11 protein-coding genes are annotated in these 17,514 nt (G+C 41.1%); 7 read left to right on the plus strand and 4 right to left on the minus strand.

Annotated features, from left to right (window positions below):
- Window positions 1–83 precede the first annotated feature (83 nt).
- A complete protein-coding gene (hisS, locus tag FCR2A7T_RS08755; RefSeq protein WP_023570920.1) occupies window positions 84–1,505 on the plus strand; it encodes a histidine--tRNA ligase in 1,422 nt (473 codons plus the stop codon).
- A 176-nt stretch (window positions 1,506–1,681) separates the two neighbouring features.
- Window positions 1,682–2,203, plus strand: a complete 522-nt coding sequence (locus tag FCR2A7T_RS08760) for a GNAT family N-acetyltransferase (protein ID WP_023570921.1) — start codon at window positions 1,682–1,684, stop codon at window positions 2,201–2,203.
- Between the two features lie 37 nt (window positions 2,204–2,240).
- Here the strand turns inward: FCR2A7T_RS08760 and FCR2A7T_RS08765 are convergent, their stop codons facing one another.
- From FCR2A7T_RS08765 to FCR2A7T_RS08780, 4 genes are all read right to left on the minus strand, one after another.
- Window positions 2,241–3,188 carry a tRNA dihydrouridine synthase gene (locus FCR2A7T_RS08765; RefSeq protein WP_023570922.1) on the minus strand — a complete coding sequence of 316 codons (948 nt, stop codon included), beginning with the start codon at window positions 3,186–3,188 and terminating at the stop codon, window positions 2,241–2,243.
- A gap of 12 nt (window positions 3,189–3,200) precedes the next feature.
- On the minus strand, window positions 3,201–3,899 hold the full coding sequence (locus FCR2A7T_RS08770) for a carboxylesterase family protein (protein ID WP_035118053.1): 699 nt from the start codon (window positions 3,897–3,899) through the stop codon (window positions 3,201–3,203).
- A gap of 100 nt (window positions 3,900–3,999) precedes the next feature.
- Entirely contained in the window at window positions 4,000–10,854 is a 6,855-nt protein-coding gene (locus FCR2A7T_RS08775; protein ID WP_035117982.1) for a T9SS type A sorting domain-containing protein, read from the minus strand.
- A gap of 340 nt (window positions 10,855–11,194) precedes the next feature.
- The gene (locus FCR2A7T_RS08780; protein ID WP_023570925.1) at window positions 11,195–12,268 is read right to left on the minus strand and encodes an AI-2E family transporter; all 1,074 of its coding nucleotides are present in this window, start codon (window positions 12,266–12,268) and stop codon (window positions 11,195–11,197) included.
- Window positions 12,269–12,609: 341 nt separating this feature from the next.
- On the opposite strand from FCR2A7T_RS08780, the gene FCR2A7T_RS08785 reads away from it, so the two are divergent.
- The 5 genes from FCR2A7T_RS08785 to FCR2A7T_RS08800 all read left to right on the plus strand — a co-directional run bounded on the left by FCR2A7T_RS08785 (window position 12,610) and on the right by FCR2A7T_RS08800 (window position 17,445).
- The gene (locus FCR2A7T_RS08785) at window positions 12,610–12,891 is read left to right on the plus strand and encodes a TIGR03643 family protein (RefSeq protein WP_023570926.1); all 282 of its coding nucleotides are present in this window, start codon (window positions 12,610–12,612) and stop codon (window positions 12,889–12,891) included.
- Window positions 12,892–12,983: 92 nt separating this feature from the next.
- The gene (locus tag FCR2A7T_RS08790) at window positions 12,984–14,498 is read left to right on the plus strand and encodes a cryptochrome/deoxyribodipyrimidine photo-lyase family protein (protein ID WP_035117984.1); all 1,515 of its coding nucleotides are present in this window, start codon (window positions 12,984–12,986) and stop codon (window positions 14,496–14,498) included.
- Window positions 14,464–14,613, plus strand: coding sequence for a DUF2256 domain-containing protein (locus FCR2A7T_RS15000; protein WP_081709379.1), 150 nt, complete (start codon window positions 14,464–14,466; stop codon window positions 14,611–14,613). Before FCR2A7T_RS08790 ends, FCR2A7T_RS15000 begins: the two co-directional genes overlap by 35 nt.
- A complete protein-coding gene (locus FCR2A7T_RS08795) occupies window positions 14,603–16,141 on the plus strand; it encodes a cryptochrome/photolyase family protein (RefSeq protein WP_035117986.1) in 1,539 nt (512 codons plus the stop codon). Before FCR2A7T_RS15000 ends, FCR2A7T_RS08795 begins: the two co-directional genes overlap by 11 nt.
- Window positions 16,138–17,445: a DASH family cryptochrome gene (locus tag FCR2A7T_RS08800; protein WP_035117988.1), complete on the plus strand. Its 1,308-nt coding sequence runs from the start codon at window positions 16,138–16,140 to the stop codon at window positions 17,443–17,445. Before FCR2A7T_RS08795 ends, FCR2A7T_RS08800 begins: the two co-directional genes overlap by 4 nt.
- The last annotated feature ends 69 nt before the right edge of the window (window positions 17,446–17,514 follow it).

Consider the following 17,514-nt stretch of genomic DNA (forward strand, 5'->3'; position numbering starts at 1 on the left):
ATTCGAAACAATCTAAGAAGTCTAAGAAAATCCAACAATCTAAGAATTCTAAGAAAGTCTAACAATCTAAGAAGTCTAAAAAAATGGCTAAACCAAGCATACCTAAAGGAACCCGTGATTTTTCGCCTGCCGAAGTAGCAAAGCGTAACTATATTTTTTCCATCATCAAAGCGAATTTCGAAAAGTTCGGCTATCAGCCCATCGAAACGCCAACCTTCGAAAATTCCGAAACCCTAATGGGCAAATACGGGGAAGAAGGTGACCGTTTGATTTTCAAAATTCTGAATTCCGGAAATTACTTTTTCAATAAAAATAAAATCGAATTACCGGAATCGATAGAAGTACTGCAATCCAATTCTGCAGAAACCATCTCGGTTAAAGAATTGGTGGAACTTAATAAGTTTACGGCTAAAATCTCCGAAAAAGCCTTGCGTTACGATTTAACCGTGCCCTTTGCTCGCTACGTGGTGCAACATCAAAACGAGATTGAGTTCCCGTTCAAGCGTTACCAGATTCAACCGGTTTGGCGTGCGGACCGACCTCAAAAAGGGCGTTTCAGAGAATTCTATCAGTGCGATGCCGATGTGGTGGGTTCAACCTCATTGTGGCAGGAGGTCGAATTGGTGCAATTGTACGACAGCGTGTTTTCGGCTTTAGGATTAGAAGGTGTTACGATAAAAATCAACAACCGAAAAATACTTTCCGGAATTGCTGAAGTAATCGGCGCATCGGACAAACTAATTGACTTTACGGTGGCTTTAGACAAGCTGGATAAAATCGGTGAAGACGGGGTGAAGAAAGAAATGTTAGAGAAGGGGATTTCAGAAGCCGCGTTGGCAAAAGTGCAACCGCTGTTTGCTTTTACAGGTACGATTACGGAAAAGTTAGAAAAGCTGTCGGCATTATTAGTTACATCACCGGAAGGAATGAAAGGCGTGTCGGAATTGCAATTTATATGTGAGAACGTTATAGCTCTTGGGTTGGACAAATCAGCATTGGATTTGGACGTGACTTTAGCAAGAGGATTAAATTATTACACCGGTGCCATTTTTGAAGTTGCTGCACCAAAAACCGTAGCAATGGGTTCCATTGGAGGCGGTGGCCGTTACGACGATTTAACCGGCATCTTCGGATTGAAAAATATGAGCGGCGTTGGAATTTCTTTCGGATTGGATCGAATCTATCTGGTTTTGGAAGAACTGAACCTGTTCCCGGAAACGGTAACCTCCACCTCAAAAGCGTTGTTTTTAAATTTTGGCGAAAAAGAAGCTTTGTATGCAATGAAAGCGATCATGCAATTGCGTAAAGCCGGCATCAAAGTGGAAATGTATCCGGACAATGCCAAAATCGGAAAACAATTCCAACATGCCGACAAACGCGGAATTCCTTTTACCGTTATCGTAGGGGAAGAAGAAATCGCAAACCAACAATATGCACTAAAAGATCTCGCTTCAGGCGAACAAAAGAAAGTAAGTTTGGACGAATTGAAAGAACTTCTTAAATAATAGAAAAAGGCTGTCGGAAACGATGGCCTTTTTTGTGGAACTTTAAACGGAAATACAATTAACACATCATGTTTTGTAATTAAACAGGACATTGTGAAACGCTGGATTTAAAGCTGTTTGTGTATGTAAAGTTTGTATATTTAATCAGAATTATTCAATACCATCGTAAAAAAAATATGGAATGTATTCAAATTAAAAGAGTTACTCTGAGCGATATTAGCCAGTTGCAAAACATCGGAAGGCAAACATTTCAGGAAACATTCTCCGAATCAAATTCCGAAGAGAATATGAAAAATTATCTGGAGGAAGGGTTTTCAACAGCAAAACTCACTACAGAACTAAACGACGAAAACTCCGAATTTTATTTTGCAACTCTTGAAAACCAAGTTATCGGTTACCTGAAAATTAATTTTGGGGAATCGCAAACCGAATTAAAGGACAGCAAAGCACTTGAAATTGAACGCATTTATGTGTCTAAAGAATTTCACGGAAAAAACGTCGGACAAGTACTGTATGATAAAGCCATCGAAATTGCAAAACAAAAAAATGCCGAATACGTTTGGTTGGGTGTCTGGGAAGAAAATCCAAGAGCCATAAGTTTTTACACAAAAAACGGTTTTGTTGCGTTTGATAAACACATTTTCAGATTAGGTGACGACGAACAAACCGACATCATGATGAAACTGAAATTGGTCTAACCGAATACGGATTGAGGAAAAAACAGTCGGTAAATGTTTATTGCTCCGACTTGAAAATTTCTTTCACCGCCTCTTCGTAATGTTTTTGATTACCGGCTTTTTTAATCTTTTTAAAGGTCTTTTGCGGGTTGGAAAACGATTCCGAAAAGTATTCCCAAAAACCAAGCATTTTCATTCGGATGGGAGTCGGGCCTTGTAAATAAGCATCATACTCACGGTAAATCGTATCGTGAAATTCCTCGAAAATTTCAAATCGGTTTTTAGGATATTCCGTCGTGTCGTTTTTAATCATACTCGGTAAAAACGGATCGGCAATCAAACCGCGGCCAATCATAAAATGATCAATCGAAGGGAAACGTTCCTGCAGCATTTTGAATTTCGCTACCGAAGTAATATCGCCATTATAATACAATTTGTGTTTGGAAACTTCTAAACATCTCTGAAACGAATCCAAATCCACACCACCTTTGTACAACTGTTTCCCTATTCTGGCATGAATGGCGATGTTTTTAATCGGATATTTTTCTAAAATCGGAAACACATCTAAAATTTCGGTTGGATTTTCATAGCCCATGCGCATTTTCATCGAAACAATAATGTCGGTTTCATTGTGAACGCGCTCCAAAATATCATGAATTCGTTCGGTATTACTGATTAAACCGGAACCCATACCGCATTTGGCAACCATAGGATAGGGACAGCCCAAATTCCAGTTCAGCTCGTTATAGCCTAATTCCTTAACATATTTGGCAACAAACAAAAATTCTTCAGCGTCATTGGTAATGATTTGCGGGATGACCTGTAACGTGTCGTTGTTTTCCGGAAGAATGTCGCGTTCGTAAGAACCTTTAATCGATAATTTTCCGTTCAGTTTGATGTAAGGTGAGTAGAACGTATCAATACCTCCGAAATATTTATGAAAGGCATTTCGAAAACGAAAATCGGTAAATCCTTGTAACGGGGAAGATAATAAAGTAGCGCTCATCGTTTCAAAAGATTAAAGATTCGTTTTGGTTATGGTTTTGACTTGCTTGAACAACCAGTCGTACAAAGCGTTTTCATGAAACAGTCGTTCTACATTGCTGTGATTGCCTCCGGGAATTACCGTAAAAGTCACATCCGCATCGGGTTTGTGTTTTTTGATGGCATCCACGACTTTTTTTGATTCCGACATCCGAACAATATAATCTTTATTCCCATGCTGAATCCAAAGCGGAAGGGTTGCCAATCGCGAAGCATCGTTTACATTTCCACCACCACAAATGGCTACGGCAGCCGTAATCTTATCGGCATATTTTCCGGCAAAATGCAAGGTTCCGTAAGAGCCTAAACTCATGCCGCAAACGTAAACTCTTGATAAATCGGTATTGTAGTTTTTTTGGACGTATTCTAAAAGCTGTAAAACCTTATCGGGATTCCAGGAACCTGAGGCCAGTTGCGGTGCTACAACAATAGCCGGAATTTTTCGTCCTTTTTCCATGGCGCGCAAAACACCGTAACGCTTTACACGATTGATATTGGTTCCGGAAAGACTTTTTCCGTGAAGGAAAATCAGCACGGGTTGTTTTTCGGTTTTTTCGGTTTCGGGAATGTGAATCCAAAACGGATAATCGGTATCTCCGATGATGGTTTTTAATTGCGCAAAAGCAGAACTGAGTGTGAATAATGTCAGAAGAATTAAAAAACGAAATTTCATGGCTTTGAATTTGTTGTGCTGCAAAGGTACTTTTTTTGTTTTAAATGCTTTTTGAAAAGGATGTTAAATGAAAAAGTCCCGATTGCTCAGGACTTTTGTATTATCGGATAATTATTTGTTTGCTCAGTGAACCATCGGATGTTTTTAGTTTTATGATGTACGTTCCGGAACGAATGTGTTCTACCGGAATTTTAATGTTTCGCTGGTCTTCCTCGGTTATGTTCCATTTCGCAACGGATTGCCCTAAAATATTGTACAATTGAGCGACTGTTACGCGAACATCAGTAATATTGTTTTTAATGTTCAGGATATGATTGCTGTCGGTGAAAACCATAATTCCGTTATTCAAAGCCACTTCTTCCGAACTCAATGTTTCTGTAGTAAAGCGTAACGAGAATCTGTCGTTATATTCGCCAATCGGTAAATCGGTCGAGAACTCCTGATTTTTGATGTTGTGGTAAATTCCGGTTGTACTGTCAAACAGATAAATTTCGGTCGAAGCCGGAAGGTTTTCCAAGGCATCAATTTTAATTTTTCCAATTCCCGGAGTGGTGACTTTAATTCCGAGTGGAAGGATTTGCATTGTACTGAAATCGGGAACACCCTGAATCACGAATTTGCCGTTGCTGATAGTCCAATACATGTCGTCTTTATTCACATCAATCATCGGAGCATCATAACCGATATCAAATTGGTTTGAGGTATTGGTGTCGGCACCCACTAAAAGTTGTCGGCGTAATCCGGAAGCGGTTTCATAGCTCAATCTGATTTTTTGTCGATTATCAATGTCTTCGGACGCGGTACTGTTGGCTGATTTGAAGAATACCGAGTTCGCCGGAGATTCTGTTTTAAAAGCACGCTGACTGTTTCTGAATTTTATGGTTCCGCCGGTAATTGGATTTGAAATACCGGTTACTCCTGCTACATCTGTTCGGACGAAAAATCCTTGTGCGACAGGAATATAACGCTGAGGTACTTTTGTTCCCGTAGCATTGTTATTGTTTATTAACGGATCATTTGATATGGCCACAGTACCGCCAATTAAAGTATAGGTAGCATAACCTCCAATATATTCACTCAGATAATGGGTCTGACCGCCAAAGTGATCCCAGAAATATAATGCTCCATTGAATGCATTTGATAATGGAGCGCCGTTATCCAGTACATTGTCCATAATAAAAGCATTGGCATCCAACGCAGAAGGATACGGATTTCCGATTAAATACAATTGGTTCATCGCCATGGTTAAATTGATGTCGCCATTGTTGGGTTTTCCGGTAAATACATAGTTCTGATAATTTGTGCTGGGTTCTGAGCCGGTAACTCCTTTCATGGTAAAGCCTTCGCCAACTTTTACACTTCCGGTGCTTTCGATGAGTTGCCATGAAAAGTAGCTGGCGCTTACTGCCGTATATTTATACAGCCAGCGATTGCTTATTTTTATCGGACTTGTAAGCGGGCCGTCTGAAAAATCATACCCCCAACCAAAAGTTATTATGCCCGGGTTGAAAGGATTGGCCGCTGTGTTGGTTCCATCTCTTAAAACTCCGCCTACCGTATAATTCAAATTGTCTGCACTAACCGGGGAAGACCAATAATTGTAATGGTAACTGCTTTTTGTTCCCTGCTGATCCCGTAACAGTTTTCCTGTTCCTGCGGAAGGATTGGCTACATTTCCATTTTGGACCAATTGTGCTTCTCCGGTTAATCGTAAATCACCGCTGGTAAGCAATAGGCTGTTGGCAATGGTAAGTTCAAAACCATCGGCTACACTAACACCTTTTGCACCGTTTGTGCTGTTTAGCGTTACATTGTAAAAAGTCTCGTCCAGTTTGATTCCGGAATTAATCAGTTGTACCTGATTGTTTGTTGCCCCGTTAAAAGTGACCGTTCCGGTTCCAGGAATAAAGCTTCCGCTGTTTCTCCAATCTCTTTTAACGTGTAAGTTTGAATTTGGCATCATCGTTACAGAAGCTCCGGAATTGATAATAATATCCCTTCCGATGGCAATAAAACTGTAGGCAGCAGCAAACGGACTTGAAGGATCAATTACAGGCATTCTGGTTGCTCCGGTGGGAATTTGTGCATCAACAGTGGCTGATGGAAGTCCGCCAGCCCAGTTTTTACAATCGAACCAGTCGGTACTTACCAATCCTGTCCACAAACCTTGAGTGCCATTTAAAACGGTTACGGTTGCAGAACCTGCGATGTCAGATCCAATGGCAGTACAAACTACATCTCTTAATGCAGTTATGGTATAGGTTTTATTTGTAGTTATATTTGGGACATTAATTATGTACGGATTTGTTAAAATATTGTTTACTGTTGTAGGTGTTGTTCCGTCCGAGTAAGTCATGCTCCAAGGCCCTCTTCCGGTCAAAGCAACGCTAAATGTGGCCGTGTCTCCCATGCAAACCACTTGGTCCTGACTAATCCTTGCTGTTGGTCTTGGGAATACGGTAACGGTTACATAAGCGGTTCCGTCGGTTCCAAAACTGTTACAACCATTTAATGAAGAGATTACGGCATAAGTGGTTGTTACTAAAGGCGTCACGGTTATGGTGGCATTGTTGCTGATAACAACTCCTGTTGTAGCATCTACCCATTGTGTACTTAGGTTGGATGGAACATCCGGGATTTGAATATTATCGACAGCCCATGAGCTTCCTGTTGTTCCGGAATAATTGAAACGAATTTTTAAATTTGGCTGATTGATGTATGCATTTAAATTAATAGTTGTTGGTGTAAAATTAGTATAACTTGGAACTCCTGATGATCCTGTGTATGTTGCCAAGGTTATCCAAGGACCACCATTGGCTGAAATTTCAACTGTTGCCGTTGCTCCGGCGCCTAAATTATAGGCTTGTGTGAAGGTTAAACTTGCGGTTGTCAATCCAAAGGTATTGAAGGAAGGTGTGTATAATTGTGAATTGAAATTTCCGTTCACTATGGCAAATTTTCCAATGGAGGTATAAGTTGTGCCGGAATAAGTTCCGCCGTTAGTTGCTGAAAGTTGCCAAGGTCCGGGATTTGTATTACTGCCTCCTGCATTCAAACAGTTATTGGTGCAGCTGTCAACCGTCCATCCTGGCGGATTAGAATTGTTAAAACTTCCTCCCGAGGCAAGGCTCACATTTGTGGCATAACCACTGGTTGATGATAGTATGGAGCTGTCTCCGGCACATATTGTTGAAGGGGTAGCGGTTACGGGAGATGGTTTGATATTAGGAATAATAAAAATAACACACCCGTTTGAATAAGCAGCACAACCACCGGAATTTTGAATTACTGCTCTGAAAATAGTATTTTGGGTTATACCGGAATAAGCGTAAGTAGTACCTGTGTTAGCAATGTCAACCCAAGAAGTTCCTGCGGTTATTGAGTATTGCCATTTTGCGATTGTTCCAACATGCCCTGATAAATATAATGTTCCAGAAGCCGTAAAGCATTCGGTTACAGAAGTGATTGTACTTGAATTGGATAACGATAAAGTTCCTCCTACTGGGTCAATGTCAATCACAATTGTTGTGTTTGTTGTTACCGCTGAACAGCCACCACTAACCGGCGTAGCGTAAGTAACAGTATATGTGCCCGTCGCACTACCGTTTGGCGTTATTGCTCCAGTACTTGGATTAATTGATAAGCCGGCTGGTGAAGCAGAAAAAGTTCCTCCGGAATAAGATCCTGTACCACTTAAAGTAACATTTTGCGCTGTAATTACAGAGGTACAATATGGGGATCCTGTATAACTTATGGTTGCTGTTGGAACAGCAGTAATGGTGACTGAGGTTGTCACGGGTACTGCGGCACATCCGCCACTTACTGGTATGGTGTAAGTAACCGTGTAAGTTCCGGCTGTACTTGTACTTGGTGTAATAGCACCCGTTGAAGTATTAATGGTTAAGCCTGCTGGTACTGAACTATAGATTCCTCCGGTATAGGCACCGGTACCGTTTAGGGTTACATTCTGAGCGGTAAGAAGAGATTTACAGAAGGGTGCCCCCGCATAACTTATGGATGCAGTTGGAATTGCAGTAATGGTTACACTCGTGGTTACCGGTACAGCGGCGCATCCGCCACTTGGCGGTATCGTATAGGTTACTGTGTATGTTCCCGCTGTACTAGTGTTTGGAGTTATTGCACCGGTACCGGCATTGATAGTTAATCCGGCTGGAGAAGCACTGTAGATTCCACCAGTAAATGCTCCCGTTCCCGAACGGGTTACATTCTGAGCCGTAGCAACAGATCGACAGAACGGTGTTCCCGCATAACTTATGATTGCTGTCGGTACAGCAGTAATGGTGACTGAGGTTGTCACGGGTACAGCGGCACATCCGCCACTTGCTGGTATGGTGTAAGTAACCGTGTAAGTTCCGGCTGTACTTGTACTTGGTGTAATATCGCCGGTAGAAGCGTTAATTGTTAGGCCCGCCGGGGCTGCAGTATAGGTTCCTCCGGTATAGGTACCGGTACCGTTTAGAGTTACATTCTGAGCTGTAACAAGAGATTTACAGAAGGGTGTTCCCGCATAACTTATGGTTGCAGTTGGAATTGCTGTGATGGTCACACTCGTGGTTACCGGTACCGCGGCGCATCCGCCACTTGGCGGTATTGTATAGGTTACTGTGTAAGTTCCCGCTGTACTAGTGTTTGGAGTGATTGCACCGGTACCGGCATTGATAGTTAATCCGGCTGGAGAAGCACTGTAGGTTCCACCAGTAAATGCTCCCGTTCCCGAACGGGTTACATTCTGCGCTGTTGCGACAGATCGACAGAACGGTGTTCCAGCATAACTAATGATTGCTGTCGGTACAGCAGTAATGGTGACTGAGGTTGTCACGGGTACAGCGGCACATCCGCCACTTGCTGGTATGGTGTAAGTAACCGTGTAAGTTCCGACTGTACTTGTACTTGGTGTAATATCGCCGGTAGAAGCGTTAATTGTTAGGCCCGCCGGAGCAGTATAGGTTCCTCCGGTATAAGCTCCTGTTCCGTTTAGGGTTACATTCTGAGCTGTAACAAGCGATTTACAGAAGGGTGTTCCCGCATAACTTATGGTTGCAGTTGGAATTGCTGTGATGGTCACACTCGTGGTTACCGGTACCGCGGCACATCCACCACTTGCGGGTATTGTATAGGTTACTGTATAGGTTCCGGCTGTACTGGTGCTTGGAGTTATACGACCGGAGGCATTAATTGTTAATCCAGCTGGAGATGTACTATAGGTTCCGCCGGTATAGGCACCAGTACCGGTTAGATTAATATTTTGATTTCCGTCGGATTTACAGTAAGAAGTTGCTGAATAACTAATAATAGCTGTTGGTACAGCAGTAATGGTTACACTTGTTGTTACCGGTACTGCAGCACATCCGGCACTTGCGGGTATTGTATAAGTAACCGTGTAAGTTCCTGCAGTACTCGTACTTGGTGTAATAGCACCCGTTGAAGTATTAATGGTTAAGCCTGCTGGTACTGAACTATAGATTCCTCCGGTATAGGCACCGGTACCGTTTAGGGTTACATTCTGAGCTGTAACAAGCGATTTACAGAACGGTGTTCCCGCATAACTTATTGTTGCTGTTGGAATTGCTGTGATAGTAACATTTGTTGTTACCGGTATCGTAGCACATCCACCGCTGGCCGGTATGGTATAGGTTACGGTATAAGTTCCTGCTGTACTGGTGCTTGGAGTGATCGCACCCGTTCCGGCATTAATAGTTAATCCGACTGGAATCGAGGAATAGCTGCCACCTGTATAGGCATTTGTACCGGTTAATGTTACGCTTTGTGCTGTTCCTAAGGATTTGCAAAATGGAGTTCCACTATAATTAATAGTGGCCGTTGGCAACGGCGTCACAGTAAGAGTTCCCGAAGCGGTATCTGCGGGAGCGCATCCACCGGATGTGGTTACGGTATAGTTGAAAGTTCCTGCCACGGTTGGAGTTCCACTAATGGTGAACACTCCGCCGAGGTAACTTCCTGTAACTCCTGCGGGCAATCCGGAAACGAAAGCTCCTGTGGCATCAGTTACATTGTAAGTGATATTGGCAATTGCTACATTCTGACAACGGGTTTGGGTAGCGTTGGCCGATGTTAGAGCAATATTTGGCAACGGCGTCACGGTAAGGGTTCCCGAAGCGTTATCTGCGGGAGCGCATCCACCGGAAGTAGTTACGGTATAGTTGAAAGTTCCTGCCACGGTTGGAGTTCCACTAATGGTGAATACTCCGCCGAGGTAACTTCCTGTAACTCCTGCGGGCAATCCGGAAACGAAAGCTCCTGTGGCATCAGTTACATTGTAAGTGATGTTGGCAATTGCTACATTCTGACAACGGGTTTGGTTAGCGTTGGCCGATGTTAGAGCAATATTTGGCAACGGCGTCACGGTAAGGGTTCCCGAAGCGGTATCTGCGGGAGCGCATCCACCGGACGTGGTTACGGTATAGTTGAAAGTTCCTGCCACGGTTGGAGTTCCACTAATGGTGAATACTCCGCCGAGGTAACTTCCTGTAACTCCTGCGGGCAATCCGGAAACGAAAGCTCCTGTGGCATCAGTTACATTGTAAGTGATGTTGGCAATTGCTACATTCTGACAACGGGTTTGGGTTGCGTTAGCCGATGTTAGAGCAAGGCTAGGTGGCGGTATAACGTTAATTGTAATAGTATCAAAAGGTGCTGGACATCCAATCGCTATGACATTGTAAGTTGTCGTTGTGGTGGGATTGACAGTAAAACTGATGGAATCATCATCACCGGGAATGGTGTTTATGACAGTGGTTCCAATTCTGATTTCGTAATTGTATCCGGATTCGCTATCACTTAGGGTAATGATTGCTGGGTCACCTGAACACACGGATGAAACATCGGAAGATAATGTAAATCCGGAACAAGTTTGGCTAAATCCATAGAAGGTACAGAATAAGAACAGTATTCCAAAAAAGTAACTTTTATTCATAATCCTCAAGTTTTATGTTGCACAAATGGTTTGTTTGTTGTTGAGGACCTTAACAGTGTGATAAAATGTATTAAATATGCAGATAAAATACTTGGATTATTTTAATTTATGCAGATACATTTTTACCTTAATAAAGGCTTTGTTTTTGGAATAACATTTAAAGCTAACTATTTAAAATGTAGTTTTTTAAAGTGTACAAGAGTTTTCGATGAATTGATTTTAACATTCGATGAACTACTTTAATATATTTTTTGATTAATTACTGTAAGTAGCATTTCTATTATGAAAATCAAAATCGGATTTGTTTTGATTTTTTTTATCAAAAAGCTTTTTTTCGAAATTATATTTTGAGCAGGATTTTCATTTTTTCGATAAATCCTTGTTTGGGAATTTCTGTTTCACCGATTAAGAAGCCATAAGGTTTGAGGGTTTCGATATGATCGCATAGAATTTTAAATATAGCAGTAATTGGAATTGCTAGAATAATCCCCGGGATACCCCAAAGCAGTTCTCCGAGAACCAAAACAATGATAGTAAACAAGGAATTTATTTTTACCTGCGGGCCTACAATTACAGGTTCTAAGATGAATCCCTGAATGAACTGGATTGTTCCATAAGTTAACACAATTCCGCCCAATAGCGGGAAACTGGCTCCGTGTAAAGCGCTTACCAATACCGTAAGAGTTGTTCCGGTTATGTTTCCTACAAAAGGAATAATTTCCAATAAACCGCAAAGGATTGCAAAGAAAATGGCGTTTTTTACCCCAATAACACTGAATCCCACACCATACATTATCCATAAACACATAATCATTTTGGAAAGTCCCACTAAATACTGTTGGGATATGTTGGCCGCATTGTAGATTATTTTTTCCACTTCATTTTGTTGAGAGGGAACAGTAAGTTTCAGAATGAAATTTTTAATGTGCGTCCTGTAATACAACAGAAACACAAAATAAACCAATATCAGTACAAAGGTTGTGATGAAATTGGTTAACGAAGCCACGATAATTTGCATAATATTGGTATACGATGGCTGTTCGTTTTTAAGAATTTTAAACTGTTCTTCAATAGTGATGTTAAGATGATCAAAGATGTATTTCTGAATATGATACCCTGCTTCAAAAAGTTTTTGTTTGATTAGGGCAATATCCGTGATTACTTCGGATACTTTCCAAAATAAAAGTGACACAAAGCCGGTTATAATGGCAATTAGTAACAAAAGACATAAAAAAACCGCTAATCCTTTCGATAATTTCTTTCTTTCCATCCAATTGCATAACGGTAAAAAAAGCGTTGCCAAAATTCCACCTATTAACAACGGCATCAAAAAAGGTTTTGCAAAGTATAAGCCCGCAACTATTAAAAAAAGAAACAGTATTTTCTGAAAAACGGAAGTGTTGTTAATAGTCATAAAGCGGTGTTTTTCTTTTGAAAATCGAAATTAATGCTACTTTGATTAAAAGTTATTCATCATAAAGCTAAGAATTTATGGTAAGACTGACTAATAAAAAAATAAGAATTTATTTTAAAATAGCGAACCTCTTGTGTTGTATGTATTGATGCTTCCGTATGCAAATACTGAATTTTATCGTGTTTAATTTCTTCAGTATTTGATGAATCAAGTCTCTTTAATTGTTTCTTGAAATAATTTTATTCAGTCATTTATACTGCAACAGAATGGAAATATTAGCAAAAAAGAAGTAAATTTGTTCAACAAATAAATAAAAAGATTAAACAAAAAAAATATCTAAAATGCAAAAAGTACTGTCTGAAACGGATATCGATCGCATCATAGAAATGGCTTGGGAAGACCGAACGCCTTTCGACGCGATTACCTTTCAATTCGGTTTATCGGAAGCTGAGGTAAAAGCGCTGATGAAAAAAGAACTCAAATTCAGCAGTTATGTATTGTGGCGTAAACGGGTTGAAAGTTGCACAACCAAACATTCGGCGAAACGCATCGACGGTATTAACCGTTTTAAATGCAGTTTGCAACGTGTCATTTCCAATAATAAGATTTCAAAACGAAGATAAAAAGACGGTTTGCCTTCAGGGATTATTAAATTCTTGAACCAATAAAAGTTTAATCAGGACCAGATTTTATATAGTAACTCAATTCTTTCAAATTGCAGAAAAAAGAAATCAATATCGTCTGGTTTAAAAGGGATTTGCGACTCACCGATCACGAACCCTTATTCACAGCGCAGCAAAACAACCTCCCCATTTTGTTGCTGTATTGTTTTGAACCGTCGGTAATGAGCTATCCGGATGCCGATGTGCGGCACTGGCGTTTTGTTTACGAATCGTTGCAGGCGTTGCAAAACCAACTCCATACGGCTTCGATTCAACTGTATGTTCTCCATCAGGAAGCTGCTTTTGTTTTTGAAGCATTAGCAAAAAACTACAAAATAAATTCGGTGTTTTCTCATCAGGAAACGGGGAATGCTCTGACTTTTAATCGGGACAAAAATATTCAACTATTGTTTGCTCAGAAAGGAATCACCTGGCACGAATTTCAAACCAACGGCGTTATTCGGAAGTTAAAATCCCGGGAACTGTGGGAGGAAAAGTGGAAGCAAACGATGTCGGCTCTTCCGAAGTTATTCGATTCTAATACAGGAACTTTTCTGAATTTGGAAGCCTCGTTTTATGAAGGTTTAAAAGGACAAAACTTACCGGAGGAAATCACTACAAGAAACAAGAATTTTCAACAAGGCGGCGAATATTGGGCATGGCGCTATCTCGATAGTTTCATCAAAGAACGCTACGTCAATTACAGCAAACACATTTCCAAACCCAGTCTGAGTCGAAAAGGCTGCAGCCGATTGTCGCCTTATCTCGCCTACGGAAACATCAGCATGCGTATGGTCTATCAGTACACGATGCTGCATTATGAAGCCGCTGTCAACAAAAGAGCACTGTCCAATTTCATTTCGAGATTGCATTGGCATTGTCATTTCATACAGAAATTTGAATCCGAATGCAGCATGGAATTCCAAAACAGTAACCGCGCTTTTGATGTGTTGGTAAAACCCAAAAATGAAGCGTACATAAAAGCATGGCAGGAAGGAAAAACTGGGGTACCCATTGTCGATGCCTGTATGCGTTGTCTGGCGGAAACCGGTTACATCAATTTCAGGATGCGGGCTATGGTCGTTTCTTTTTTTGTATTCAATCTTTGGCAGGATTGGCGGGAGTTGCATTTTCTAGCCCGACAGTTTTTAGACTACGAACCCGGAATTCATTATCCTCAACTGCAAATGCAGGCGGGTGTCACCGGAATCAATACGGTTCGAATTTACAATCCGGTTAAGAATTCGGAAGAACACGATTCGGAAGGGATTTTCATTAAACAATGGCTTCCGGAATTGGCTGATGTTCCGCCACATTTACTTCATGAACCCTGGAAATTAAGTTTGATGGACCAGCAATTGTACCACTGTGAAATAGGGAAGGATTATCCGTTTCCGATTGTCGATATTGAAGCCACCCGAAAATACGCAAGTGATATTATCTGGAGTTTCAGAAAAACCGATGCGGTCCGAGAAGAAGGCAAAAGAATTCTGAAAAAGCATGTAAATGCATCAAAATCAAGTAAAAAGAATCATGCAAAAAGTAAAAAAACAAAACCTGCCCAGTAAAGTTTGCTTGGTGTGTCATCGACCCTTTTCCTGGCGAAAGAAATGGGAAAAAGTATGGGAGGAAGTAAAATATTGCAGTGATAAATGCAGAAGGAATAAAAATCATGAAAAATAAAATCTTACGATTACTACTTGGCGATCAGTTAAACAGCAACCACAGTTGGTTTGCCAAGGTGGATGACTCGGTAACGTATGTGATGATGGAAGTGCGGACCGAGACCGATTACGCCCTGCATCATATCCAGAAAATCGTTGGTTTTTTTGCTGCCATGCGGGCTTTTGCCGAAATGTTGCAATCTATCGGTCATCAGGTGATTTATCTGAAAATAAATGATTCGAATAATTTGCACTCTTTTGAAGCGAATTTGGAAAAGATGCTGAAAATTAGCGATTATACAAAATTCGAATACCAATTGCCGGATGAATATCGGGTGGATGTAATGCTACGTAATTTTACTTCCGGACTTTCGATTCCGGTCAGCGTTTACGATTCCGAACATTTTTTTACTACCCGAACCGAATTAGGTGTTTTTTTTCAGGGCAAGAAGACGTTTTTGATGGAAAGTTATTATAGCGCCCTGCGAAAGAAGCATCAGATTCTCATGGAAGGCGATCATCCGATTACCGGGCAATGGAATTACGACAGCGAGAACCGGAAGAAATTGCCTAAAAATCACAAACCCACAACGCCTTTGGTTTTCAATACCGATGTTTCTGCACTTATGGATGAGCTTTTAGAAAACGACCTCAAAACCATCGGAACGATTGATGCGAAGCAATTTATTTGGCCCATAAACCGCGCTCAATCTTTACAACTGCTTGATTTTTTTGTTGCGGAATGTCTGCCTTTTTTTGGTTCGTATCAGGATGCGATGGCGCCAAATGAATGGTCGCTGTATCATTCGCGATTGTCTTTTTCGCTCAATACCAAAATGATTTCACCATCGGAAGTCATCAGTAGCGCTATTGCTGAATGGGAAAAAAATCCGGAGCGTATTGCTTACCATCAATTGGAAGGATTTGTACGTCAGATTATCGGTTGGCGCGAATACATGCGCGGGATTTACTGGCTGAAAATGCCTGAATATGCTTCGTTCAATTATTTCGACCATCACGAAAAATTGCCGGATTGGTTCTGGACCGGAAAAACCAAAATGAACTGCCTGAAAGACACTATCGGACAATCTTTGAATTTTGCTTACGCGCATCATATTCAGCGCCTGATGGTTACCGGGAATTTTGCGCTTTTGGCAGGCGTTCATCCGGATGAAGTCGACGCTTGGTATCTCGGGATTTACATTGACGCGCTGGATTGGGTCGAAATTACCAATACCCGCGGCATGAGTCAGTTTGCCGATGGTGGCATTGTGGGCACAAAACCGTATGTGAGTTCGGCTTCGTATATCGATAAGATGAGTCATTATTGCGGCGGTTGTTATTATCAGAAAGCTAAAAAAGTGGGGGAGAAAGCCTGTCCGTTCAATAGTTTGTATTGGAATTTTTACGATAAACACGAAGATAAGTTAGCGAACAATCCAAGAATCGGCATGATGTACAACGTATGGCGTAAAATGAAGCCGGAAGATAAAACAGCGTTGTTGGAACAGGCCGATTACTATTTAAAACACATCAATACGTTATGAAAACAGCAGTAGTTTGGTTTAAAACAGATTTGCGCATTACCGATAACGAAACCCTGATGAAAGCCATTTCTCAAAATGATAGGGTTATTCCGGTGTATTGTATCGATGAGGCCCATTTTAAAACAACTCCCTTCGGATTTAAGAAAACCGGATGCTTCAGAGCCCAATTTTTATTAGAATCACTCATTGATTTGGACAGGAATTTACGGGAATTAGGTTCCGGATTGCACGTTGTGAATGGAAAACCAGAAAAGGAGCTTCCTAAAATCGTCACGAAATACAAAGCCCATCGGGTTTATGCCAAACGCGAAGTAGCTTTCGAAGAAAAACAAACCGAATCGTTAGTGCAAGCCGAACTCTGGAAACTCCATTGTGAATTAGAAACTTTTAGTACCAGTACGTTATATCATGCGGAAGATTTGCCCTTTTCGATTAAAGATATTCCGGATGTTTTTACCGATTTCAGACGAAAAACCGAGAAAGAAGCGCCGATACGGAATACTTTTGATAAGCCGACACGTATTTATTCTCCCGAAATTCCCTTGCTCAATTTGCCAACGTTGTCAGCGTTAGGTTTAAAAAGTGCAGCCATTGATTCCAGAGCAGTCCTTCAGTTTAAAGGCGGCGAGTCGGAAGCCATAAAACGACTGAAGCACTATTTTTTTGAGACCAAAGCGATTTCCCGTTATAAAGAAACCCGAAATGGTATGATTGGTGCCGATTATTCGTCTAAGTTTTCTGCTTGGCTAGCGTTGGGATGTATTTCGCCGCGGTTTATTTATCAGGAGCTTAAAAAATATGAAACGCAATTTGGTGCTAACGAATCCACATATTGGCTGGTCTTTGAACTTTTATGGCGTGATTATTTCCGTTTTATGATGAAGAAACATCAAAGTAAGCTATTTCAGAAATCCGGTATTCGAAATAAAGAATTGGCAACAGAAAAAACTGATTGGAAACTGTTGGAACGCTGGATAAACGGTCAGACTGGAAATGATTTTGTAGATGCCAACATGCTGGAATTAAAGTTGACCGGTTTTATGAGTAATCGGGGCCGCCAGAACGTAGCGAGTTATTTGTGTAACGACCTGAATTTTGATTGGCGGTATGGTGCGGCTTATTTTGAACAACAACTCATCGATTATGATGTTTGCAGCAATTGGGGCAATTGGGCTTATTTGGCTGGCGTGGGAAATGATCCGAGAGGGAATCGTTATTTCAATATAGAAAAACAGGCAACGGATTATGATAAAAACAAGGTGTTCCGGAATTTATGGTTGAATCAATGGCAAGCGGATTCATGATTTCAGAAAAAAAGCCTTTATGATTGTAAAGTCGGTAAAAATCAATTTGAGAATATGGTGTTTTTTAAC

Origin of the sequence: Flavobacterium cauense R2A-7, from assembly GCF_000498475.1 — a bacterium.
GTDB classification, from domain to species: Bacteria; Bacteroidota; Bacteroidia; order Flavobacteriales; family Flavobacteriaceae; genus Flavobacterium; species Flavobacterium cauense.